Below are 24269 nucleotides of genomic sequence, written 5' to 3'. Positions count from 1 at the left end.
CTGCCCGAATGGCACGCTTGAAAATAAATTTCTAAAGACAGTTGCTCCCACAGGTTTACCACAGGCCCTGAAATCTGTGCGGTCCCTGTGGGAGCTGGCTTGCCGGCGATCGGGCTGCAAAGCTGCCCCTCGAAGGGCCCGGCCTGCGTCACTTCACCGCACCCCGCCATTTTTACCTATACTCCGCCTTACAATACCCACCACGATTCCTGACCGGATCTCTCCATGCCCCCACGTCGGCACATCGCCTGGATAGCCTGCCTTGCAGTGCTGTTCAACCTGCTGGCCATGCCGCTGTCTTCCGCCGCGCCCAAGGGCCCGGCCGAGCAGCTGCTGTGGGGGGCCTTCTGTTCCAGCATGGCCAACAAGGCCAAGGTCGACGTCCAGGCCCTGGCCAAGATCGACCTCGGCCCGCAAAGCGACGACAGCGCCAGCATGATGAATTGCTGGTGCTGCTCCGGTGCCGCGCCACTGCTGGCCTTGCCCGGCTACCCGCCGCAGCTGCACAACCCGCCGATACTGCTGGCCGGCCTGCTGCCGCCACCCGCCGACTACCACGCCACGCCGCGCCAACTCTGGCCGGCGCTCAACCCCCGTGCCTCTCCGCTGGCCTGAGTTCATCACGCTGTCTGCCTGAACCTGAACAGAAACGGAGATTCACCATGCTCAAGCACGCCCTCGTCATGGCCGCCCTGTTGCTGCCCGGCGCCTTTGCCAATGCCCACGAATACAGCGTGGGTGACCTGCACATCGCCCACCCCTGGTCACTGCAGCTGCCCCCCAACGCCCCCAACGTCGCGGCGTATTTCGTGGTGCACAACAATGGCCAGGCCGACGACCGCCTGCTCGGTGTCGACAGCCCCATCAGCGATGACGCACAACTGCACGAGCATGCCATGAGCGCCAGCGGTGCCATGAAGATGCAGCAGGTGCCCAGCGTGGTGGTACCCGCAGGCAAGGACCTGACCTTCGCCCCCAGCGCCTACCATGTGATGCTGATGCAGCCCAAGGACCGCAGCCTGCTCAGCGACGGCAAGCGCTTCCCGTTGACCCTGCACTTCGAAAAGGCCGGCGATATCACCGTCGATGTGGCCGTGCAGAAGCAGGCGCCGACGGACCAGCCGCAAGCCCACGAACACGCGCACTGATCACCCGCTGAAAGGCACTCGTCATGAGCCTGCCGCGCAACAGCATCAGCCGTACCACCCGCCCTGACCGCAGGCGCGCCGGTGGCGGATGGCTGAGCCTGTTCGCCATGTGGATGATCTTCATCGGCCCGCTGATTTCCCAGTCGATGCCGATGGACCACCACGCCGGCATGAGCATGCCGATGGACATGCCGATGGCCACCGCCCATCAGCATGGCGGCGACGCCCATCACGGCCAGGCTGGCGATGGCCAGCTGCATGTGATGTGGGAAAAGTGCGGTTACTGCAGCCTGTTGTTCAACTGCCCGGCCCTGCCCCAGGCCCTCAGCCCGCTCAGTGCCAGCAGCGTCGTACCCACCACCCACCTGTTCGCACCCACGCGCCAGGGCCATGCCCGGCAGGCTGTATTCCCCGGCGCGCGCAGCCGCGCCCCACCTTCCTCGATCAACGTCTGAACCCACATTTTTCGCGCACGAAGCCAGGAGGCTTCGCGCTGACTCATGACTGATCGACTGGAATCATTATGTCTGGCTGCACCCCTGTTTTTGCCTTGTCCCTGCGTGGGACCATCGCCGCCGTGTGCGGCTCGCTGCTCGCGCCCGTGGCCATGGCCGCCGACCCAGGCCATGAAGGCCATACACACGACGCCCCCGAGCTGAGCCCGACGGTGATCACCGCCGTGGCCCCGAGCTCGCCGCTGACCGTGGTCACCAACCCGAAAGACCCGCGCCAGCCGGTGCCGGCCAGCGACGGCGCCGACTACCTGAAGACTATCCCCGGCTTCTCGGCCATCCGCGCTGGCGGCACCAACGGCGACCCGGTACTGCGCGGCATGTTCGGCTCGCGCCTGAACATCCTCACCAATGGCGGCCTGATGCTGGGCGCCTGCCCCAACCGCATGGACGCCCCCACGTCGTACATTTCGCCGGAAACCTACGACCGCCTGACCGTGATCAAAGGCCCGCAAAGCGTGATCTGGGGCCCGGGCGGCTCGGCGGGCACCATCCTCTTCGAGCGCGAGCCGGAGAAGTTCGGCACCCTCGGCAGCCGGGTCAACGCCAGCCTGCTGGCCGGCTCCAACGGCCGCTTCGACAAGGTGCTGGACACCGCCGCCGGCAACGACCAAGCCTACGCCCGCTTCGTCGGCAACCAGTCGCGCTCGGACGACTACCATGACGGCGATGACAACACCGTGCCGTCACGCTGGGACAAGTGGAATGGCGATGTCGCCCTCGGCTGGACCCCCGACCAGGACACCCTGCTGGAACTCACCGCCGGCAAGGGCGATGGTGAGGCCCGCTATGCCGGGCGTGGCATGGACGGCTCGCAGTTCAAGCGCGAAAGCCTGGGCCTGCGTTTCGAAAAATCCAACCTCGGCGAGGTGCTCGACAAGGTCGAGGCGCAGGTCTACTACAACTACGCCGACCACGTGATGGACAACTACAGCCTGCGCACGCCTTCGGGCAGCGGCATGATGGGCATGCCGATGGTCAGCAACGTCGACCGTCGCACCATGGGCGCACGCATCAAGGCCACTTGGCGCTGGGCCGATGTGCAACTGATCGGCGGCATCGACGCGCAGACCAACGAACATCGCAAACGCGGCGGCATGGGTGTGGACGCGCACAAAGGCCAGGCCTGGACCAAGGACGCCGACTTCCACAACTACGGTGCCTTCGGCGAGCTGACCTGGTACGTCAGCGGTGAGGACCGCATGATTACCGGTGCCCGCCTGGACCGCGCCTCCGCCCGCGACTTCCGCGCAACCAGCGCCACCAACGGCGACACCCGCGCCGATACCCTGCCCAGCGGTTTCGTCCGCTACGAGCACGACCTGGCAGCCATCCCGGCCACCACGTACATCGGCCTTGGTCATGCCCAGCGTTTCCCCGACTACTGGGAGCTGTTCTCGCCCAAGCTGGCACCACCCGGTGCGGCCAATGCTTTCGACGGTATCAAACCAGAGAAGACCACCCAACTCGACTTCGGTGTCCAGTACCGCGACGAGCGCATGGAAGCCTGGGCGTCTGGCTACATCGGGCAGATCCGCGACTACATCCTGTTCGACTACCAGGCAATGAGCTCCCAGGCTCGCAACATCGACGCCCGCATCATGGGCGGCGAACTGGGCGCGGCCTACCAGCTGACGGAAAACTGGAAGGCCGACGCCACGCTGGCCTACGCCTGGGGCAAGAACAGCAGTGACGGCACAGCACTGCCGCAAATGCCGCCTCTGGAAAGCCGCCTGGGCCTGACCTACAGCCGCGATGTGTGGAGCGTCGGCGCACTGTGGCGGTTGGTGGCGGCGCAGAACCGCATCGCCGAGAACCAGGGCAACGTGGTCGGCAAGGACTACGACAACAGCGCCGGCTTCGGCGTGTTCTCGCTCAATGGTGCCTACAAGGTGAGCAACCACCTCAAGCTCAGCGCGGGGGTCGACAACCTGTTCGACAAGACCTACGCCGAGCACTTGAACCTGGCCGGGAACGCCGGGTTCGGCTACCCGGCTAGCGATCCACAGCCGGTCAACGAGCCAGGCAGGACCTTCTGGACCAAGGTCGACTTCAGCTTCTGACAACAACAACGGGCGCGGCGCAGGTCGCGCCCATCTGCTGGTCAAACAGGAGGTTCCCATGAGAGGAACACGCATCAATTTCTACAACCTGGCCTGGCGTTGGCACTTCTATGCGGGGCTGTTCGTGGCCCCGTTCATGATCCTGCTGGCAATCACCGGGATAATCTACCTGTTCAAGCCGCAGCTCGACCCGCTGCTGTACCGCGAGCTGATGGTGGTCGAAGCCGGCCACCACCGACAGGGCGCGGACACGATGCTGGCCGAAGTGCGCAAGGCCTACCCCGAGGGCCACGTTGGCCAGTACCTGCCGCCGCTGGACGCCGAACGCAGCGCACAATTCGTGGTGCATGACGCCGGGCGCGAACTGAACGTGTTCGTCGACCCCTACAGCGGCAAAGTCCTTGGCGTACAGGATGGCAAGCAGAACCTGCAGGCCATCGCCCGCGCCCTGCATGGCGAACTGATGGTCGGCACGATCGGTGACCGCCTGGTAGAACTGGCCGCGGGCTGGGGCATCGTGCTGGTGGTGTCGGGCCTGTACTTGTGGTGGCCACGCGGGCGCAATGGCGCTGGCGTGCTGTGGCCACGGCTGTCGGCACGCGGCCGAATGTTCTGGCGCGACCTGCATGCGGTAACCGGCTTCTGGGGCTCGGCCTTGTTGCTGCTGATGCTGGTCAGCGGCATGACCTGGACCGGACTGTGGGGCAAGCAGTACGCCGACTTGTGGAACCGCTTTCCGGCGGCCATGTGGAACGACGTGCCCAAGTCGGACCAGCAGGCGGGTGAACTCAACAGCGCGCACCGCCAGACCGTGCCCTGGGCGATGGAAAACACGCCGATGCCACAGTCCGGTGCACACGCCGAACATGCCGGGCATCACATGATGTCGAGCGCGCCGGCAGCGCCACAGATAAGCCTGCAGCAGGTCGAAAACATCGCTACCGCGCGCCAGGTCGAGCCGGGTTACAGCATTACCGCGCCGACTACGGCCGATGGCGTGTTCACCATCGCCGTATTCGCCGACGACCCGCGCAACGACGCCACCCTGCATGTCGACCAGTACACCGGCAAGGTGCTGGCCGATGTGCGCTGGCAGGACTACAGCCCGGTCGCCCGTGCCACCGAGCTTGGTGTGATGCTGCATGAAGGCAAGATGTTCGGGGCGTTCAACCAGATCATCATCCTGCTGGTGTGCCTGATGATCTTGCTGGGCTCGGTGAGCGGGCTGGTGATGTGGTGGAAGCGCAGGCCGGCCGGCGGGCTGGGTGTGCCGCCGCTGCGCCATGACTTGCCGCGCTGGAAGGTAGCGGTGGGGGTGATGCTGGTGCTGGGGTTGATGTTCCCGCTGGTGGGGGTGTCGATGGTGGTGATGTGGCTGGTGGATAGCTTGGTGGTGAGGCGCGGCCGAGTGCTGGTCAGCGCTTGAGCCTTGCTTCGTCTGTGCCGGCCCTTTCGCGGGTAAACCCGCTCCTACAGTTTCTGCGCCAGCGCGGTCCCTGTGGGAGCAGGCAAGCCCGCGAAGAGGCCGGCACAGGCACAACACTGCTACCCAAAAGTCGAGTCGATCTGTCGCGCCCCGAACTGGAACGCGCGTGTTAGCCTAGCCGGCTACCTCTGACAAGACGACCGACCGTCCAACGGAATGCAGCCTATGACGCAAACCTCACCCACAGCGCCAGATGAACAGCATCTGCAGCGCAACCTGACCAACCGCCACATCCAGCTGATCGCCATTGGCGGCGCAATCGGTACCGGCCTGTTCATGGGCTCGGGCAAGACCATCAGCCTGGCCGGGCCGTCGATCATCTTCGTCTACATGATCATCGGCTTCATGCTGTTCTTCGTCATGCGCGCCATGGGCGAACTGCTGCTGTCGAACCTCAACTACAAGTCGTTCATCGATTTCTCCGCCGACCTGCTCGGCCCCTGGGCCGGCTACTTCACCGGCTGGACCTACTGGTTCTGCTGGGTAGTCACCGGCATCGCCGACGTGGTCGCGATCGCGGCCTATACGCAGTTCTGGTTCCCTGAACTGCCGCAGTGGATACCGGCGCTGACCTGCGTAGGGCTGCTGCTGTCGCTGAACCTGGTGACGGTGAAGATGTTCGGTGAAATGGAGTTCTGGTTCGCCCTGATCAAGATCGTCGCCATCATCGGCCTGGTCGCCACCGGCCTGTACATGGTCATCACCGGCTTCACCTCGCCCAGCGGACGCACCGCGCAACTGGCCAACCTGTGGAATGACGGCGGCATGTTCCCCAATGGCCTGATGGGCTTCTTCGCCGGCTTCCAGATCGCCGTGTTCGCTTTCGTCGGCATCGAGTTGGTGGGTACAACCGCCGCCGAAGCGAAGAACCCGGAGCGCACCCTGCCGCGGGCGATCAACTCGATCCCGGTACGCATCATCGTGTTCTACGTGCTGGCGCTGATCGCGATCATGGCCGTGACCCCATGGCGCGACGTGGTGCCGGGCAAGAGCCCGTTCGTGGAGCTGTTCGTGCTGGCCGGCTTGCCAGCGGCGGCGAGCATCATCAACTTCGTGGTGCTGACCTCGGCGGCCTCCTCTGCCAACAGCGGCGTTTTCTCCACCAGCCGCATGCTCTACGGCCTGAGCCAGGAGGGTGACGCACCCAAGGCATTCGAGAAACTGTCGAGCCGCTCGGTACCTGCCAACGGCTTGTACTTCTCCTGCACCTGCCTGCTGCTGGGCGCAGTGCTGATCTACCTGGTGCCGAACGTGGTCGAGGCATTCACCCTGGTCACCACCGTTTCGGCGGTGCTGTTCATGTTCGTCTGGACACTGATCCTGCTGTCGTACCTGAACTACCGCAAACACCGCGCGGCGTTGCACCAGGCCTCGAAGTACAAGATGCCGGGCGGGCGCTTCATGTGCTACGTGTGCCTGGTGTTCTTTGCTTTCATCCTGGTGTTGCTGAGCCTGGAGGACGATACCCGCGCGGCGTTGCTGGTGACGCCGATCTGGTTCGTGCTGCTGGCGGTGACCTATCAGGGGGTGCGTAGCAAGCGCCATCCGCGCACGGCAGTGCGTAACGGCTGATGACCCTGGGGGCTGCTCTGCAGCCCCAATCCTGTGCACACAAATCCATCAGGCACCAACCTGGATCCAACCAACGCCCCAACACCTCGCACAACCCCTCTATTGCGCACCTTCCGCCGTTAGGCACACCCCTTGCAACACCCCTCCCCGCTTGCCCAACACATAAAAACTCAGCGGAGAGAGCACATGAAGCGACGCAGTCTGATCAAGGCCTTCACCCTTAGCGCATCGATTGCCGCGATGGGCCTGAGTTGGAGCATCCAGGCCGCCGAAACCATCAAGGTCGGCATCCTGCATTCGCTGTCGGGGACCATGGCCATTTCCGAGACTTCGCTCAAGGACATGGCGCTGATGACCATCGAGCAGATCAACGCCAAGGGCGGCGTGAACGGCAAGCTGCTCGAGCCGGTGGTGGTCGACCCGGCCTCCAACTGGCCGCTGTTCGCCGAAAAGAGCCGACAGCTGCTGACCCAGGACAAGGTGGCAGTGGTGTTCGGCTGCTGGACCTCGGTGTCGCGCAAATCGGTGCTGCCAGTGTTCGAGGAACTGAACGGCCTTCTGTTCTACCCGGTGCAGTACGAGGGTGAAGAGATGTCGCCGAACGTGTTCTACACCGGCGCCGCGCCCAACCAGCAGGCGATCCCGGCCGTGGAGTACCTGATGAGCGAGGACGGCGGCAGCGCCAAGCGCTTCTTCCTGCTGGGCACCGACTACGTCTACCCGCGCACCACCAACAAGATCTTGCGCGCCTTCCTGCACAGCAAGGGTGTGGCCGACAAGGACATCGAAGAGGTGTACACGCCGTTCGGCCACAGCGATTACCAGACCATCGTCGCCAACATCAAGAAGTTCTCTGCTGGCGGCAAGACAGCCGTCATTTCCACCGTCAACGGCGATTCCAATGTGCCGTTCTACAAGGAGCTGGCCAACCAGGGCCTGAAGGCCACCGATGTGCCAGTGGTGGCCTTCTCGGTGGGCGAGGAAGAACTGCGCGGCATCGACACCAAGCCGCTGGTGGGCCATCTGGCGGCGTGGAACTACTTCGAGTCTGTGGATAACCCGGTCAACCAGAAGTTCGTCGCCGACTGGAAGGCCTATGCCAAGGCCAAGGGCCTACCAGGCGCCGACAAGGCGGTGACCAACGACCCGATGGAGGCCACCTACGTGGGCATCCACATGTGGGCGCAGGCGGTGGAAAAAGCCAAGTCCACCGATGTCGACAAAGTACGCGAGGCGCTGGCCGGGCAAAGTTTCGAGGCGCCGTCCGGCTTCACCCTGACCATGGACAAGACCAACCACCACCTGCACAAGCCGGTGATGATCGGCGAGATCCAGGATGACGGGCAGTTCAGCGTGGTGTGGGAGACCGAGCAACCGCTGCGGGCGCAGCCATGGAGCCCGTTCATTCCCGGCAACGACAAGCGCCCTGATTACGCCGTGAAAGGTAACTGAGAGCCGTTAGGGCCGCCTTGCGGCCCATTCGCGGGTGAACCCGCTCCCACAGGTTCGGTGCAAGGTTCGAAACCTGTGCGGTCCCTGTGGGAGCGGGTTTACCCGCGAAGAATCCACCGCTGTATTCCAGGATTGCTCGCATGCTTAGACTCCTGCTAACTCTTCTCCTGCTGATGCCCTTGGCAACCCAGGCCAGCGAGGGCGAATTCTTCCTCGCTGCCAAGCCCGCCGAGCAAGCCCGCCTGCTCGAAGGCTGGGCTGCACAACCCGATACCGCGCGCCTGGCGCTGCTGGACAACCTGCGCCAGGGCCGCATCGCCGCCGACGACACGCGCAAGGTACGCCTGAACAACCGCCTGCGCGGCCTGATCGACAATGCCCTGGCCAGTCACCAGTTGCTCAGCGACAACAGCGACATCCGCCTGGCCGCTGCCCAACAACTTCAGAAAAGCGCGCAACCGGCGCAAATGGCTTTCCTCGACCGGCGCTTCGCCAGCGAACCGGATGCCGCCGTGCATGCCGCCCTCGGCTTGGCCCTGGCCAACCTGCAGCTGGGCGCCAGCGAACCGGCAGTACGCCTGGCCGCCGTTCGCCTGCTCGGCGAAACCGGTGACCCGCTGGCCCGCACCCGCCTCGAAGCCTTGCTGCAACCCAACGCGGAAACCGACCCGGGCGTGCGCACCGCCGCCGAAACCAGCCTGGCCCAGGTGCAGCGCAAGCTGCTGGCCGGCGAACTGCTCGGCCAGGCCTTCAGCGGCCTGTCGCTGGGCTCGATCCTGCTGCTGGCAGCCCTTGGCCTGGCCATCACCTTCGGCCTGCTCGGGGTGATCAACATGGCCCACGGCGAAATGCTGATGCTCGGCGCCTATAGCACCTACATGGTCCAGGTACTGCTGCAGCGCTACGCCCCCGGCGCCATCGAGTTCTACCCGCTGATCGCTCTGCCAGTGGCGTTCGCCATCAGTGCCGGCGTCGGCATGGCATTGGAGCGCACGGTAATCCGCCACCTGTATGGCCGCCCACTGGAAACCCTGCTGGCGACCTGGGGCATCAGCCTGATCCTGATCCAGGCCATCCGCCTGCTGTTCGGCGCGCAGAACGTGGAAGTCAGCAACCCGGCCTGGCTGTCGGGGGGCATCCAGCTGCTGCCCAACCTGGTACTGCCATACAACCGCCTGGTGATCATCGGCTTCGCCCTGGCCGTGGTACTGCTCACCTGGCTGCTGCTCAACCGCACGCGGCTGGGCCTGAACGTGCGCGCGGTCACCCAGAACCGCAACATGGCCGCCTGCTGCGGCGTGTCCACCGGGCGCGTCGACATGCTCGCCTTCGGCCTCGGCTCGGGCATCGCCGGGCTTGGTGGCGTGGCCCTGAGCCAGGTCGGCAACGTCGGCCCGGACCTGGGCCAGAGCTACATCATCGACTCGTTCCTGGTGGTGGTGCTCGGCGGCGTCGGCCAATTGGCCGGCAGCCTGTGGGCAGCCTTCGGCCTTGGCATCGCCAACAAGCTGCTGGAGCCGCAGATCGGCGCCGTGCTCGGCAAGATCCTCATCCTTGCGTTGATCATTCTGTTCATCCAGAAGCGCCCGCAAGGCCTGTTCGCCCTCAAGGGACGGGTAATCGACTGATGAACCAGCCACTGCTTGTCACCGCTACGCAAAAGGCCGGGCCACGCCTGACCCTGGCCATCGGCGCCGTCGTCGTCCTGTTGCTTGTGGCCCTGCCGCTGCTGTCGCTGCTGCCGGCGGACCATGCCCTGCAGGTGTCGGCCTACACCCTGACCCTGGTCGGCAAGATCCTCTGCTACGCCATCGTCGCGCTGGCCCTGGACCTGGTCTGGGGCTACGCCGGGCTGCTGTCGCTGGGCCACGGGCTGTTCTTCGCCCTCGGTGGCTACGCCATGGGCATGTACCTGATGCGCCAGGCCGCCGGTGACGGCCTGCCAGGGTTCATGACCTTCCTGTCGTGGAGCGAGCTGCCGTGGTACTGGGCTGGCACCCAGCATTTCGCCTGGGCCTTGTGCCTGGTGGTGCTGGCGCCCGGGCTGCTGGCGCTGGTGTTCGGCTGGTTCGCCTTCCGCTCGCGGATCAAGGGCGTGTACTTCTCGATCATGACCCAGGCGCTGACCTTCGCCGGCATGTTGCTGTTCTTCCGCAACGAAACCGGCTTTGGCGGCAACAACGGCTTTACCAGCTTCCGCACCATCCTTGGCTTCGACATCGCCGCCCAAGGCACCCGCGCAATGCTGTTCCTGCTCACCGTCGGCCTGCTGCTGGCCAGCCTGTACCTGTGCAGGTGCCTGACCCGCAGCAAGTTCGGCCGCCTGCTCACCGCCGTGCGCGACGCCGAGAACCGCCTGATGTTCTGTGGCTACGACCCACGCGGCTTCAAGTTACTGGTGTGGGTGCTCAGCGCCGTACTTTGCGGCCTGGCCGGTGCGCTGTACGTACCGCAGGTGGGCATCATCAACCCCAGCGAGATGTCGCCGACCAACTCCATCGAAGCCGCCGTGTGGGTGGCCCTGGGCGGGCGCGGCACCTTGATCGGCCCGCTGCTCGGCGCCGGCCTGGTCAATGGCATGAAAAGCTGGTTCACCGTGGCCTTCCCGGAGTTCTGGCTGTTCTTCCTCGGCGCGTTGTTCATCCTCGTCACCCTGTACCTGCCCAAGGGCGTGGTCGGCCTGTTGAAGAAAAGGAGCCAGCCATGAGAGGCGTGCCCCCGGTACACCCGGAATTCATGCTCGAACCGGTGTTCGACAACCTCGGCGCCAGCCGCGACGCCATCGGCCTGGGCCACAGCCGCAAGGCCGGCCTCGATACCCGCCATGGCACGGTGCTGAGCCTGGAAGACATCAGCGTCAGCTTCGATGGCTTCAAGGCGCTGAACGCGCTGAACCTGTACATCGGCGTGGGCGAGCTGCGCTGCATCATCGGCCCCAACGGGGCCGGCAAGACCACGATGATGGATGTGATCACCGGCAAGACCTGGCCCGACAACGGTACGGCCTATTTCGGTGACACCCTCGACCTGACCCGCATGAGCGAATACCAGATTGCCCAGGCCGGCATAGGCCGCAAGTTCCAGAAGCCCACGGTGTTCGAGGCGCTGACGGTGTTCGAAAACCTGGAGCTGGCGTTGAAGACCGACAAGTCGGTATGGGCCAGCCTGGCAGCGCGCCTGGGTGGTGAACAGCGCCAGCGCATCGAGGAGGTGCTGGGCACCTTGCGCCTGCTGCCGCTGGCCCAGCGCCAGGCGGGCTTGCTGTCGCATGGCCAGAAGCAGTTCCTGGAGATCGGCATGCTGCTGGTGCAGGAGCCGCAACTGCTGTTGCTGGACGAGCCGGTGGCGGGCATGACCGATGCCGAGACCGAGTTCACCGCCGAGCTGTTCAAGGGGCTGGCTGGCAAGCATTCGCTGATGGTGGTGGAGCACGACATGGGGTTTGTCGGCAGCATTGCCGACCATGTGACCGTGCTGCACCAGGGCAGCGTGCTGGCGGAAGGGTCGCTGGAGCAGGTGCAGGCGGATGAGCGGGTGGTCGAGGTGTATCTGGGCCGCTAGACATTGAAACCTGTGCCGGCCTCTTCGCGGGTAAACCCGCTCCCACACAGGCCTGAAGAGCTGCGCGGTCCTTGTGGGAGCGGGTTTACCCGCGAAAGGGCCGGCACAGGCACAGCAACAATTTCAGGAATACACACATGCTCAAGATCGACACCCTGCACCAGTATTACGGCGGCAGCCACATCCTCCGGGGCCTGTCCTTCGAAGCCAAGGTCGGCGAAGTCACCTGCCTGCTGGGCCGCAACGGCGTGGGCAAGACCACCCTGCTGCGCTGCCTGATGGGACTGGTACCCGCTCGCGACGGCAGCATCGAATGGGAAGGCAAGCCGATCACCAGCCTCAAGCCCCAGCAACGGGTCCACGCCGGCATCGCCTACGTGCCCCAGGGCCGCGAGATCTTCCCACGCCTCACTGTCGAGGAAAACCTGCTAATGGGCCTGTCGCGCTTCCCCGCCCGTGAAGCTCGGGAGGTACCGCCCTTCATCTACGAACTGTTCCCCGTGCTGGAACAGATGAAACAACGCCGTGGCGGTGACCTGTCCGGCGGCCAGCAGCAACAGCTGGCCATCGGCCGCGCCTTGGCCAGCCGCCCGCGCCTGCTGATCCTCGACGAGCCCACCGAGGGCATCCAGCCTTCGGTGATCAAGGAGATAGGCGCAGTCATCCGCCGCCTGGCCGAGCGTGGCGACATGGCAATCCTGCTGGTGGAGCAGTTCTACGACTTCGCCGAGGAGCTGGCCGACCAGTACCTGGTGATGGCCCGTGGCGAGATCATCCAGCGGGGCCGTGGCGAAAACATGCAGGCCGAAGGTGTGCGCGGGCTGGTAACCATTTAATCTGCAAGCAACGACCCTGCGAGACGCTGTCATGAGTCATGAAATCCGCGACGCCCTGCCTACCGACGTGCCGGGCATCCTCGACATCTACAACGACGCGGTGCGCAACACCACGGCGATCTGGAACGAAACCCCGGTGGATTTGGCCAACCGCCTGGCCTGGTTCGCCGCACGGGCGCAGCAGGGCTACCCGATCCTGGTGGCGGTGGATGGGAGCGGTGTGCTGGGCTATGCGTCGTTTGGCGACTGGCGGCCGTTCGAGGGCTTTCGCAATACCGTGGAACACTCGGTGTATATCCGTGGCGATCAGCGCGGCAAAGGATTGGGGCCGGTGCTGATGGCAGCGCTGGTCGAGCGTGCGCGCGAGTGTGGCAAGCATGTGATGGTGGCGGCCATCGAGAGCGGCAATGCAGCGTCGGTGCGCCTGCACGAGCGGCTGGGCTTCGTGGTGACCGGGCAGATGCCGCAGGTGGGGGTGAAGTTTGGCCGGTGGCTGGACTTGACCTTCATGCAGCTGGTGCTGAACCCGGGGGCAGAACCAAGCTGAATTTGATTTTGCCTGTACTGGCCTCTTCGCGGGTAAACCCGCTCCCACAGGTACTGCACACATCTCAGAAATCGTGCGATTCCTGTGGGAGCGGGTTCACCCGCGAAGAGGCCGGGCCTGCAAACCTCACATCTGGATAAACCTGCCCAACCGCTGCCTCAGCATGCTGTTCTCGCTGCGCAGCTGCTGCACTTCCTGCAATAACTCCAGCGCCAGCGCCACACCTTCCCACTCCAGTTCCAGCTCCTGATGCAGCTTCGCCGCGCGTTTGGCCAGCAACGGCGCCTGATCGTCGAACAACCAGTCCTCCGGCGTTCGCCCGGAAGGTTCGACAATGCCGTGCTCGACGATTTCGATCACGCAGTCAGCCGTGAGATCGGCCTCCTGACACAAGGTACGCATGTCCAGTTGAACGATCAGGGTGCTGCTCATGATCACTTACTCCATTGTGTCCTCGGGTTGAACGCAGCCTTCTCGGAAAGCTTGGTCCACAGTTCGCGGGCAGACTCGTCGGATGCTGGTGGCATGACCACTTTCAGTTGCGCGTAAAGGTTGCCACGCTCGCCACTCTTGTTGGCCAGGCCCTTGCCCGGTACGCGCAGGCGCTGGCCGCTCTGGCTGTCGGGGCGGATGGTGAGGTTGATCTTGCCGTCCAGGGTCGGAACGGCCACCTTGGCGCCCAGTGCTGCCTCCCACGGTGCCAGCGGCACGGTGATGATCAGGTCATGACCTTCGACATCGAACAGCGGGTGCGGTGCCATGCGAATGGTCAGGAACAGGTCGCCATTGGCCCCGCCACCACTACCCGGCGCACCCTGGCCCTTTAGGCGGATACGCTCGCCGTCGGTCACACCGGCCGGGATCTTCACGTTCAGGGTCTTGGTAGTGAAGCCGGTGCGCTGGCCCATGGCATTGGTCTGCGGCACCTGGAAGCTGATCTGCTTGGACTCCTTGCTCAGGGTCTCTTCAAGGAATACCGCCAGTTCTAGCTCCACGTCCTGCCCCCGCCTGCCAGCGCTGCGTTGCTGCTGCCGGGCACCACCGAACGGGTTGCCCCCCCGGCCACCAAAGATCGAGCTGAAAAAGTCGGAGAAATCGCCGCCTTCGAAGCCGCCACCACCGCCACGGTTCTCCCAGCCCGGTGGCGCCTGGAACGGCCGGCCATGCTGGCCACCGTACTTGCGGATTTCATCGTACTCGGCACGTTTCTGCGCGTCGCCCAGCACTTCGTAGGCCTCGTTGGCCTCCTTGAATTTTTCCTCGGCGTCGCGCTCCTTGCTGACATCGGGGTGATACTTGCGCGCCAGCTTGCGGTACGCGGCCTTGATCGCCTTTTCGTCCGCCGCGGGCTCTACGCCGAGTATCTTGTAATAGTCTTTGAAGTCCATCTATGGATCACCAATGTGAATGTGCGTGTTGCAAGAGAAGATAGGGGTCAAGCATAGCCTTTCAAGACCACCTTGGGGTTGCTCCATGGCAGACGATCGGTCTTGATTCTGTAGCCAACTGGCATACACTGCGCGGCCGTTTTGCCTCCGGAAGCTCATTCCCCATGTCTGACGTATCCCCGGCCCGCGCCCTGGGCATCGACTTTGGCACCTCCAACTCCACGGTCGGCTGGCACCGCCCAGGCGCCGAGTCGCTGATTGCCCTGGAAGACGGCAAGATCACGTTGCCCTCGGTGGTGTTCTTCAACATCGAGGAGCGTCGCCCGGTATATGGCCGCCTGGCACTGCACGAGTACCTGGAAGGCTACGAAGGCCGCCTGATGCGTTCGCTGAAAAGCCTGCTGGGCTCCAAGCTGATCAAGCACGATACCAGCGTGCTGGGCAGCGCCCTGCCGTTCAAGGACCTGCTGGGCATGTTCATCGGCGAGCTGAAAAAACGCGCAGAGGCCGCTGCTGGGCGGGAGTTCGAGCAGGTGGTGCTGGGCCGTCCGGTGTTCTTCGTCGACGAAGACCCTGCCGCCGACCAGGAGGCCGAGGACACCCTGGCCGAAGTGGCGCGCAAGATCGGCTTCAAGGATGTGTCCTTCCAGTACGAGCCGATTGCCGCGGCCTTCGACTACGAGTCGAGCATTAGCCGCGAAGAGCTGGTGCTGATCGTCGACATCGGCGGTGGTACCTCGGACTTCACCCTGATCCGCCTGTCGCCCGAGCGCCACCTGGTCGCCGAGCGCCAGAGCGACATCCTCGCCACCGGCGGTGTGCACATTGGCGGTACCGACTTCGACAAGCAGCTGAGCCTGCAGGGCGTGATGCCGCTGTTCGGCTACGGCAGCCGCATGAAGAGCGGCGCGCTGATGCCGACCAGCTATCACCTCAATCTCGCCACCTGGCACACCATCAACGCCCTGTACTCGCAGAAGTCTCAGCTGGCGCTGGGCAGCATGCGCTATGACATCGAGGACACGTTGGGCATCGACCGCCTGTTCAAACTGATCGAAGAGCGTGCCGGCCACTGGTTGGCGATGGAAGTGGAGGCCAGCAAGATCGAGCTGACCGAACAGCAGAGCCGCCACGTCGACCTAGGCCGCATCGAGCGCGATCTGGGCGTGGACCTGTCCCGAGCGCTGTTCGAGGGGGCTATCGAAGGGTTGCTGGAGCGGGTGCGTGGTAGCGTGAGCGAACTGCTGGCCAAGGCTGGAGTGAGCGAGACCCAGGTCGATACGGTGTTCTTCACCGGCGGTTCCAGCGGGATTCCGGCGCTGCGCAACAGCGTGTCGGCGATGCTGCCGAATGCGCGGCATGTGGAAGGTAACATCTTTGGCAGCATTGGTAGCGGGTTGGCCATCGAGGCGCGCAAGCGCTACGGCGTAGCCTGAGCCATCCCTTTCACCTGTGCCGGCCTCTTCGCGGGTAAACCCGCTCCCACAGGGTCCCCGCAAGTCTTGAGAGAAGTGGCATACCTGTGGGAGCGGGTTTACCCGCGAAGAGGCCGGTACTGGTCAATCAAAGAATCAGACCAGTTCGGCCCGCTTCAGCTCACTCTTCAGGTAGGCATAGTAGATCGGCCCCGCCACCACCCCCGGCAGCCCGAATGCCGCTTCGAACACCAGCATCGCCAGCAGCAGCTCCCAAGACTTGGCACTGATCTGCCCGCCCACGATCCGCGCGTTGAGGAAGTACTCGACCTTGTGGATGACGATCAGGTAACCCAGCGCCGCCGCCGCCACCCAGATCGACAGCGACAGGCCGACGATAGTGATCAGGGTATTCGACATTAGGTTGCCGATCACCGGCAGCAGGCCCAGCAGGAAGGTCAGCACGATCAGCGTCTTGGTCAGCGGCAGGTGCACGTCGAACATCGGCAGCACCACGGCCAGGAAGATGCCCGTGAACGTAGTGTTGAGCAGCGAAATCTTGATCTGCGCGAAGACGATGTTGCGAAACGCCTTCACCAGCAGGCTCAGGCGCTCGAACAGCGCCGCTGCCAGCGGCTTGCGCCGGGATATGTCGGGGATGCGCTGCAAGGCGACGATGGCACCGAGGATCATGCCGATCAACAAGGTGACGAACATGTGCGCCATACCCTTGCCCACCAGTTGCAGGTCGCTCAGGTGGCTCTTGATCCAGTCACCGATGGCCACCTTGAACTCCGCCGCACTGGCCGGCAGGTAGCCTTCGATGAACGGCGGCAGCTGGCTACGGGCGCGCTCCACCAAGGCCATGAACTTGTCCAGCGAGGCCCCGGGGTTTTCCGCCTCGTGCAGCAAAAAGCTGAAAGCACCGGCAAACAGCAGGGTCAGGGTGCTGACCACCAGCGTGCCGAGCAGCGCTACAGCCAGCCAGCGGGCGCGCTGCCCGGCAATCAGCGGCTGCAGCCGCGGCGTGAGCATGTTGACCAGCTCGAACACCAGCAGGCCGGCCAGCAGGCTTGGCAGCAATTTCAGGGGCAACGCCAGCAACAGGCCGGCAAATACGATGATCCAGCTGGCCAGGGTGACCTGGCGGGGGGTGAAGGTCATACAGCCTCAACGGCAGACAACGGGAAAGACCCGCAGTCTGCCAGCCTTACGTCTGCAGGCATAGGCGCAGGTCATTTCTTCTTCAGGCAGTCGCTCATGAACGCTTTGCGTTCGTCACCCTTGAGGGCCTTGGTGGTGGCGTCGGCGTTGCAGGTTTTCATCTTCTCTTGCTGGGTTTGTGGCACATCCTTCTTCAGGCAGGTGCTCATGAAGGCTTTGCGCTCATCGCCCTTGAGGGCCTTGGCGGTGGCGTCGGCGTTGCAGGTTTTCATTTTTTCCTGCTGCGCGGTATTGGCGGCGAAGCCTTGTGCGCTGAACAACACCGCCAATACCAGTAAGGGGATTTGCAGCACTTTCATGGAGTATCTCCTTGGCTCCGCGCCCGATGCACGGGGATCGAGCTGAGTGTAGCCAAGAATTCTCAACGCCCTGCCCGTGCCTGGCGACGGTATTGCTCGGGCGTGCACTGGGCCTGGCGCTGGAACATGGCGATGAACGCCGAGGCGCTGCTGTAGCCGAGGTCGAAGGCGATGGCCTGGATCGGCTGGCCGGCTTCAAGCGCCTCGATGGCGCGCAAAAAGCGCAGGCGCAGCCGCCATTCACCAAAACTGATGCCCAGCTCGCGCAGGAACTGCCGGGCCAAAGTACGTTCGCTGACATGAATCTGGGCGGCCCATTCGCCCAGCGGGCGGTTGTCGCCCGGCTCGGCACCAAGGGCATCGAGCACCTGGCGCAAGCCCTCGCTGTGGGCAAACGGCAGGTAGCAGGCCTGGGTGGGCGCCAGCAGCAGCTGGTCGAGCAGCACCTGCGCCAGGCGCTGGTCGCGCTCGCCCTCAGCCACCCGCAGGTCGCGCCGGGCGAAGTCGGCGAGGATGGCCTTGAGGATGTCGCTGATCATCAGGCTGCACGGTTGCTGCGGCAGTGCGGCGCACAGGCTGCGGTCCAGGTAGACCGAACGGTAGACAATGGCCTGCGGGTTGTAGCAGCCATGCTCGGTGTCGGGCGGCACCCACACGGCGTATTGCGGCGGCGACAGGAAGTGCTGCCCAGCTACCTCCAGGTGCATCACGCCGTGGGCGGTGTAGTTGAGCTGGCCCCAGGCGTGGCGATGCAGGGCGCTGCGGGTGTCGGCACCGAACTCGTCGTGGCGGAAGTACACCGCGGCCGGGAGCCGGGTGAACTGGGGAATGTCGAGGTATTTGCGCGGCATGCTGTCTGCTTTGCGGGGTGGGTTGTCTGGATAGGAGTATAGGCTTGTGAACAGACAATCGATAATACAGGCCTATCGAGGGCCTGCTCCGAAGGCCTTCGCGGGCTCGCCCGCTCCCACAGGATCTGCGCCAGCTTTCAGGCCTGTGATATGCGGGCAAGCCCGCGAAGGGCTGCAAAGCAGCCCCAATCCAAGCCTCAACGAGTAACCTGCTACATGAACTATCTGTTCCCCCTGACCGCCATCCTGATATGGGCCGGCAACACCGTGGTCACCAAGATGTCCGCCGGCGCCATCCACCCCGCCGAGATCGGCTTCTACCGCTGGCTGCTGGCCGCGCTGTTGTTCACCCCGTTCCTGCTGCCCGCCGTGTGGCGCAATCGCGCGGCCATTCGCCCGCACCTGGGCAAGGTTTTCGTGCTGGGCGTGCTGGGCATGGCGCTGTACCAGAGCCTGGCCTACTTTGCCGCCGGCATCACCAGCGCCACCAACATGGGCATCATCCTTTCGCTGATGCCACTGATGTCACTGGCATTGTCCATCGCCTGGCTGGGCCAGCGCCTGAGCTACGGTGCCCTGCTGGGCGCGCTGGTGTCATTTTTCGGCGTGCTTGAAGTGGTCAGCGCCGGCCACCCCGCCAGCCTGCTACAACAAGGCCTGAACAGCGGCGACCTGCTGATGCTGGTGGCCACACTGGCCTATGCGCTATACAGCTTCCTGCTGAAGAAATGGCAGATGCGCCTGCCGCCGATGCAGCTGCTGTACCTGCAGGTGCTGGTAGCCATCGTCGTGTTGCTGCCGCTGTTCCTGCTGTCGGACAAGACTGGCCTGAACAGCCGCAACGTCGGCCTGGTGCTGTACGCCTGCGTGCTGGCCTCGATGATCGCGCCACTGGTGTGGATGCAGGCAGTGCACCGCCTGGGGCCCAGCCGCACCACGCTGTTCTTCAACCTGCTGCCGCTGGTCACGGCACTGATCGCCGCCGTGGTGCTCGACGAGCAGCTGGCCCGCTATCACCTGGTCGGCGGCCTGCTGACCCTGGCGGGCGTGGTGCTGGCCGAGCGCTGGACCACACCGATCCGTCGCTAGAGCCCTGCCGCCTTGAGCCGGGCGGCATGTTCGGTGAACAGCCGCACCGGTTCGGCACCCTTGCCCACCGCACCAAGCGACTGGTTGACGATATCCAGGTGGTCGAGCGGGTAATCGTCGCCGATCACCTGCCCCAGGTGCGAACTGAAGCGCCCGACCATTCCGTCGCAATAGCCCTTTTCCTTGACGAAACTGCGCGCGAACAGGCGGCAGAAGTGGCTGCTGCCGTCGAAACGGTTGCGCCGCTGGTCGGTCAGGCCGGACTGCAAGGTGCCGGACCAGGAGTAATAACGCACGCCATCGACCTCATAGGCCCCTTCCCCGCCCCAGGTGCCTGGCAACCCCTGTGGATAAGCCTGGTTGAACAGCGCCACACCTGCACTGGTCAGTGACTGGTGCGAGGCGTGTACATCCACCGGCAACGGGTCACGGCGCCAGCCGGTTTCCAGCCACACCAGCAGCACGGCCAAGCCATGCAGCACGGCCTTCAGGATGCGCCCCTGCGGAGAATCGCCAGGTGCCGTGCGTTCCAGGTAGTCGGCCAGTTCCGAGCCATGGTTGGGCCCCGCCACCGAAGTGACCGAAGCCACCCGCCCAGGCCGCCTGGCAGCCGCGTAGCGCGCGCTCAGGGCGCCCTGGCTGTGGCCGATGAGGTTGACCTTTTCCGCTCCGGTACGCAGGCAGATGTCTTCGATGATCGCCAGCAACTGCTCGCCGCGCACCTCGCTGGAATGCAGTGGCGAAACCTGCACCGGGAACACCTGCGCCCCGCCCTGGCGCAGGGCCGGCACGATGCCGAACCAGTAGGGGTAGAGCACTACCCGGACAAAACCGAGCATGCCCGGCACCAGCACCAACGGGTATCGCGTGGCCAATTCCTGCTGCATTGCCCCAGCCCCTTTCCGTGGACGACCGGCCAACACTACAGCGGCCTTGATGACCATCGCAATCGAACTCCCGCCGCGCGCTGCGGTTCCAAACCACACAGACCCTTTGCAAGGAGCGGGACCATGTACAAGCAGACCCTGGCAATCCTTCTGGCAAGTGCCACCCTCGTCGCCTGCGGCAGCCGCCCGGAAAACCCGGTGGATTACGTCACCTACCGCGACGAACCGCTGGTCAAGCAGGTGGAAAAAGGCATGACCATGCAGAAAGTCATCGCCATCGGCGGCAGCCCGTCCAACGTCATCGACCTCCCCCATGGTGGCACCTGCAACGACTACATCCTCAACCACGATGGCCACCAGCAGCCCTACTACGTGCGCTTCGACGCCACCGGCCATGTCGACGCCAAGGGCTTCAAGACTTGCAAACAACGCGAAGAAGACAGCGACGCCGTCCACGGCGCCTAAGCCTTCCAGGCCATATCCATGACCACCCTGATGTTCCAGGAGATGAACATGAATGCGAATGAACTGACCGATGTACAAACCCTGCGCGAACGTGCCCGTCAGCATGTCGAGCAAGGTGCGGTGACCGAGGGTTACGATGCTGATCGCCAACAGATCCTGCGCCTGCTCAATGATTCACTGGCCACCGAACTGGTCTGCGTGCTGCGCTACAAGCGTCACTACTTCATGGCCAGCGGCATCAAGGCCAGCGTGGCTGCCGATGAATTCCTCGAGCATGCCAACCAGGAAGCCGAGCACGCCGACAAGCTTGCCGAACGGATCGTGCAGTTGGGTGGAGAGCCGGATTTCAACCCGGACAACCTGAGCAAGCGGTCCCATGCCCAATATGTGGCGGGCACTTCATTGAAAGAGATGGTGCTGGAAGACCTGGTGGCGGAGCGTATCGCCATCGATAGCTATCGCGAGATCATTCGGTACATCGGGGATAAAGATCCGACTACGCGGCGGATTTTTGAAGACATCCTCGCGCAGGAAGAAGAGCACGCGGACGATATGTCCGACCTGTTGCAAGGCTTGTGATTCTTGGGGGCGCTTTGCGCCCCTTTCGCGACACAAGGCCGCTCCCACGGGTATTCCACAAGTCTTTAGGGCTGTGAAATACCTGTGGGAGCGGCCTTGTGTCGCGATGGGCCGCGAAGCGGCCCCCTGCTATTTCCGCTCTTTCACCACCGCCGGCGCCTTGCCCGCCTTCATCTGCTGCAACAGCGGCGTGCACTGGTTGGGATCATCCCCGCTGCTAGGCGCAATCAGCGCCAGCAACCCCGCCGCCGGCCCGGCAACCACGCCCAATGCCACCATTCCCGCTCCGCGTAATGCCAGCGGCACCGCCTGCACCCCGGCACTGGGCTTGGCGAACGGCCCGCGCACATACAGCGGCGAGCGCAGCGAGAACAGCCGCAACCCTTTCGATTCGGGGGTAATTTTCAGGTCCAGCTGCTCCGTGGCGAAATTGGCCGTGCCGTTGATGTAGATGATCGCGTTCTCGGTATCGAAGATGAACAGGCGCGTGGTCGCCAGGCCATCCTTGATACCCACGTCAGCCGCTGCGCAGTTGATCTTCACATCCTCATCGCCAAACAGCTTGCCGACCACATAGTTGCCCACGTTCAACCCGGCAATCTCCATCAGGCTGCGGCTGATGGCACCATCGTTGATCAGCATGCGCAGGTCGCCATTGGCCGTGCCCAGCAAGGCGGCCACCGAGTTGCCCCGGCCAGTGATATCGGCATCGCCATTCAACTCACCGAAGCTGGTCTGCATCGGCGCAAAGGAGGGGAACAACTGCTTGAGCTTGAAGCCCCGCGCCGTCAGCCGGGCACGCCCCTGCAACGGTACGTTGCGGCCATCCAGGCGAATCCTGGAAGCCAGGTTGCCGCCAGCCACGCCAAAACGCAGGGGCTCCAGGCGCAGCAGGCCGTCCTCCAGGATCACGTGGGCCGACAGGTCGTTGAACGGCAGTTGCGCGCTGTGCACGATGCGCTTGCCAGCGAAGGTGACGTCGGCGTCCATCGCGCGCCAGCGCTCGGTGCGGAACTCTTCCACTGGCAGCACCTTGCCCTCCGGCTGCTTGCTGGCACCACCGCGGGCTTTCTGCTCGGCGTTGGAGTCGGCACCGATCAGCGGTGCCAGGTCCTTGAACAACAACTGGTTGGACACCAGGTTGCCGGACAGCTTGGGCCGTGGCTGGCTGGCAACGAAGGCCAGGTCGCCATGGATATCGCTGTCACCGATCTTGCCGTTGAAACCCTGGTAATTGAAGGTCGCACCCTGCGCCGCGTGGAGGTTGGCGCTGAGGTGGCCGTCGGTGGAATAGGCCGGGGTGTCGGGCAAGGTTACGCCGGTCAACGGGTAGAGGTTGCCCAGGCTGGCCCCGGACAGGCGCAGGCGCAGGTCGAGGGCGCCGAGGTTGCGCGGGTCGGTCAGGGTGCCGGCAAGCACCACATGGGTGTCGGCGATGCGCACGTCAGCCTGCAGCGGGAACGGCTGGCTGGCGTCCTGCAGGGCCAGCAGGCCGCCGATCTTGCCGGTACCGGACACCAACTGGCCTTTGTAGCGGCCCTGGGCCTTGAGCCCGAAGGCATAGTCCTGCGCGGCACCGACCTTCTCGGCGCTAGCCTTGCCGACGATGTCGCTGAACGGGACAGGCTTGCCCAGCGGGTCGATCTGCACCTTCATGCTGGTTTTCAGGGTTTGGTCATCGAAGCTGACATTGCCCTGGTCGAAGCCGATGGCGCCAATGTCCAGCTGCCATTTGGAAGGCTCTGCGTTTTCATCCTTGGGGCCGAAGTCGAAGGCCCAGTTGGCGCGGCCATCGGCCAGGCGGGTGAGGCTGGCTGTGGGCTTGGTCAGGTCGATGCGCGGGATGCTGATCTGCTGGAACAGCAGCGGCAGCGGCGCCAGGCGGAACGCCACGCGCTCCAGGCCGACCATCTTCGGTTCCTTGAGCCACTCGGGGTTGCCCAGGGTCAGGTCTTCGGCAATGAAGTGCGGCCAGGGCACCCAGGCACGCCAGCCCCCCTCTTCTGGTTCGGTGCGCCAGTCCACGGCAAGGTTGCCATTGATCGCGAAGGGCCGCTGCAGGGCCTCGGAGACTTTCTCGTTGAGCAGGGGCTTGACGCGGTTCCAGTCGAAGGTGGCAATCACCACCACCAGGATCGCCAGCAGGGTCAGCAGGCTGGTGAAGGTCCAGACGAGGATTCTGGCGGGACGCGTCATTGCGTGATTCTCCTTGCGGTATGGCACAGAACAGGTGCAGCGGTGGCACTCAATATCTCGGACTGATGAAAACCCGTGGGGTTTTATCGATGGCGCCATGATAGCGAAGTTTTTCCTGGCCTTTTGCTCAGCAAATCGTCGCGCCAGACCGTGCGTGTTACCTGCAAAAGCGCCATCAAATTGCCACCTAACGGCCTGTAAAGTGCTGTCTAGAGCAGTTTCAAATCTCTATCAATACGGTCGATTGTTACCATTACCCGTATGAACTTCTCTCTGGCGTTACGCGGCGTAGCATTGGCTCCGTACCCACTTTCCAGCCCCCGAGAGGAGCACCGAAATCATGAAACGCCATCTGCTGACCCTGACCCTGTCCATCCTGGCTGCCAACGCTTTTGCCCTGCCAGCCGACGAGCAACACCTGACCGCCGAATCGCGCTCCAGCGCTGCTGAAATCGCCCAGCCGCTGAAGACCGTTGCTGAAGGTGGTGCTGATCGCCTGATCGAACGTAGTGCCCGCGTTGCCGAAGGTGGCTCCGATCGCCTGATCGAACGTACTGGCCGCGTCGCCGAGGGTGGTTCCGATCGCCTGATCGAACGTACTGGCCGCGTTGCCGAGGGTGGTTCCGATCGCCTGATCGAACGTACTGGCCGCGTCGCCGAGGGTGGTTCCGATCGCCTGATCGAACGTTCTGGCCGCGT

General features: G+C 64.0%; 23 protein-coding genes and 1 pseudogene. 17 read left to right on the top strand and 7 right to left on the bottom strand.

All coding sequences use genetic code 11. The features are described from left to right. Positions 1-225 precede the first annotated feature (225 nt). The 12 genes from MJ643_RS14895 (at position 226) to MJ643_RS14840 (ending at position 13177) form a co-directional block, all read left to right on the top strand. Positions 226-615 (top strand): DUF2946 domain-containing protein, encoded by a 390-nt coding sequence (locus MJ643_RS14895; RefSeq protein ID WP_024087799.1) that lies wholly within the window; start codon positions 226-228, stop codon positions 613-615. Between the two features lie 47 nt (positions 616-662). Then, positions 663-1148: a copper chaperone PCu(A)C gene (locus tag MJ643_RS14890; RefSeq protein ID WP_003257539.1), complete on the top strand. Its 486-nt coding sequence runs from the start codon at positions 663-665 to the stop codon at positions 1146-1148. Between the two features lie 23 nt (positions 1149-1171). Continuing rightward, complete coding sequence (locus MJ643_RS14885) at positions 1172-1603, top strand: DUF2946 domain-containing protein (protein WP_024087800.1); 432 nt, start codon at positions 1172-1174, stop codon at positions 1601-1603. A gap of 68 nt (positions 1604-1671) precedes the next feature. Further along, positions 1672-3723, top strand: a complete 2052-nt coding sequence (locus MJ643_RS14880) for a TonB-dependent copper receptor (RefSeq protein ID WP_024087801.1) — start codon at positions 1672-1674, stop codon at positions 3721-3723. A 58-nt stretch (positions 3724-3781) separates the two neighbouring features. Next, entirely contained in the window at positions 3782-5149 is a 1368-nt protein-coding gene (locus tag MJ643_RS14875) for a PepSY domain-containing protein (RefSeq protein ID WP_024087802.1), read from the top strand. A 225-nt stretch (positions 5150-5374) separates the two neighbouring features. Next, a complete protein-coding gene (cycA, locus tag MJ643_RS14870) occupies positions 5375-6781 on the top strand; it encodes a D-serine/D-alanine/glycine transporter (protein WP_013974389.1) in 1407 nt (468 codons plus the stop codon). Between the two features lie 186 nt (positions 6782-6967). Then, complete coding sequence (gene urtA, locus MJ643_RS14865; protein WP_013974390.1) at positions 6968-8233, top strand: urea ABC transporter substrate-binding protein; 1266 nt, start codon at positions 6968-6970, stop codon at positions 8231-8233. A 173-nt stretch (positions 8234-8406) separates the two neighbouring features. Beyond that, positions 8407-9861, top strand: coding sequence for an urea ABC transporter permease subunit UrtB (gene urtB, locus MJ643_RS14860; protein WP_230396941.1), 1455 nt, complete (start codon positions 8407-8409; stop codon positions 9859-9861). Next, the gene (urtC, locus tag MJ643_RS14855; protein ID WP_013974392.1) at positions 9861-10940 is read left to right on the top strand and encodes an urea ABC transporter permease subunit UrtC; all 1080 of its coding nucleotides are present in this window, start codon (positions 9861-9863) and stop codon (positions 10938-10940) included. The genes urtB and urtC overlap by 1 nt, the downstream gene beginning before the upstream one ends. Next, the gene (urtD, locus tag MJ643_RS14850; protein ID WP_208209320.1) at positions 10937-11794 is read left to right on the top strand and encodes an urea ABC transporter ATP-binding protein UrtD; all 858 of its coding nucleotides are present in this window, start codon (positions 10937-10939) and stop codon (positions 11792-11794) included. Before urtC ends, urtD begins: the two co-directional genes overlap by 4 nt. 137 nt (positions 11795-11931) lie before the next feature. Beyond that, entirely contained in the window at positions 11932-12630 is a 699-nt protein-coding gene (gene urtE, locus MJ643_RS14845) for an urea ABC transporter ATP-binding subunit UrtE (protein WP_013974394.1), read from the top strand. A 31-nt stretch (positions 12631-12661) separates the two neighbouring features. After that, a complete protein-coding gene (locus tag MJ643_RS14840; protein WP_015271973.1) occupies positions 12662-13177 on the top strand; it encodes a GNAT family N-acetyltransferase in 516 nt (171 codons plus the stop codon). Positions 13178-13303: 126 nt separating this feature from the next. Here the strand turns inward: MJ643_RS14840 and MJ643_RS14835 are convergent, their stop codons facing one another. Continuing rightward, complete coding sequence (locus MJ643_RS14835) at positions 13304-13609, bottom strand: chaperone modulator CbpM (protein ID WP_023660836.1); 306 nt, start codon at positions 13607-13609, stop codon at positions 13304-13306. Between the two features lie 2 nt (positions 13610-13611). Further along, positions 13612-14565: a curved DNA-binding protein gene (gene cbpA / locus MJ643_RS14830; protein ID WP_013974397.1), complete on the bottom strand. Its 954-nt coding sequence runs from the start codon at positions 14563-14565 to the stop codon at positions 13612-13614. Positions 14566-14729: 164 nt separating this feature from the next. On the opposite strand from cbpA, the gene MJ643_RS14825 reads away from it, so the two are divergent. After that, positions 14730-16001 carry an Hsp70 family protein gene (locus tag MJ643_RS14825; RefSeq protein ID WP_013974398.1) on the top strand — a complete coding sequence of 424 codons (1272 nt, stop codon included), beginning with the start codon at positions 14730-14732 and terminating at the stop codon, positions 15999-16001. A gap of 135 nt (positions 16002-16136) precedes the next feature. Here MJ643_RS14825 and MJ643_RS14820 read toward each other — a convergent pair whose 3' ends face one another. The 3 genes from MJ643_RS14820 to MJ643_RS14810 all read right to left on the bottom strand — a co-directional run bounded on the left by MJ643_RS14820 (position 16137) and on the right by MJ643_RS14810 (position 18354). Next, positions 16137-17144, bottom strand: coding sequence for a membrane protein (locus MJ643_RS14820; RefSeq protein ID WP_013974399.1), 1008 nt, complete (start codon positions 17142-17144; stop codon positions 16137-16139). A 71-nt stretch (positions 17145-17215) separates the two neighbouring features. Further along, a complete protein-coding gene (locus MJ643_RS14815; protein WP_003258250.1) occupies positions 17216-17503 on the bottom strand; it encodes a PsiF family protein in 288 nt (95 codons plus the stop codon). A 62-nt stretch (positions 17504-17565) separates the two neighbouring features. Further along, positions 17566-18354: a helix-turn-helix transcriptional regulator gene (locus tag MJ643_RS14810; RefSeq protein ID WP_013974400.1), complete on the bottom strand. Its 789-nt coding sequence runs from the start codon at positions 18352-18354 to the stop codon at positions 17566-17568. A gap of 216 nt (positions 18355-18570) precedes the next feature. Between MJ643_RS14810 and MJ643_RS14805 the strand changes: the two genes are divergently transcribed. Next, entirely contained in the window at positions 18571-19443 is an 873-nt protein-coding gene (locus MJ643_RS14805; RefSeq protein ID WP_013974401.1) for a DMT family transporter, read from the top strand. Here the strand turns inward: MJ643_RS14805 and MJ643_RS14800 are convergent. Next, complete coding sequence (locus tag MJ643_RS14800; protein WP_013974402.1) at positions 19440-20330, bottom strand: triacylglycerol lipase; 891 nt, start codon at positions 20328-20330, stop codon at positions 19440-19442. The two genes, MJ643_RS14805 and MJ643_RS14800, sit on opposite strands and share 4 nt — an antisense overlap. A gap of 123 nt (positions 20331-20453) precedes the next feature. Between MJ643_RS14800 and osmE the strand changes: the two genes are divergently transcribed. Further along, positions 20454-20795, top strand: a complete 342-nt coding sequence (osmE, locus tag MJ643_RS14795) for an osmotically-inducible lipoprotein OsmE (protein WP_003258245.1) — start codon at positions 20454-20456, stop codon at positions 20793-20795. A 48-nt stretch (positions 20796-20843) separates the two neighbouring features. Beyond that, the gene (locus MJ643_RS14790; protein ID WP_015271981.1) at positions 20844-21374 is read left to right on the top strand and encodes a ferritin-like domain-containing protein; all 531 of its coding nucleotides are present in this window, start codon (positions 20844-20846) and stop codon (positions 21372-21374) included. 129 nt (positions 21375-21503) lie between these two features. Here the strand turns inward: MJ643_RS14790 and MJ643_RS14785 are convergent, their stop codons facing one another. Further along, positions 21504-23570: an AsmA family protein gene (locus tag MJ643_RS14785; RefSeq protein WP_013974404.1), complete on the bottom strand. Its 2067-nt coding sequence runs from the start codon at positions 23568-23570 to the stop codon at positions 21504-21506. A 340-nt stretch (positions 23571-23910) separates the two neighbouring features. Between MJ643_RS14785 and MJ643_RS14780 the strand changes: the two are divergent. After that, a pseudogene (locus tag MJ643_RS14780) lies at positions 23911-24269 on the top strand (phage infection protein); the annotation flags it as partial.

The sequence above is a fragment of the Pseudomonas sp. PNPG3 genome (assembly GCF_023093815.1).
Lineage (GTDB): Bacteria > Pseudomonadota > Gammaproteobacteria > Pseudomonadales > Pseudomonadaceae > Aquipseudomonas > Aquipseudomonas asiatica.
Note: the sequence above shows the minus strand (reverse complement) of the source record. Positions and strands in the feature narration are given on the sequence as shown.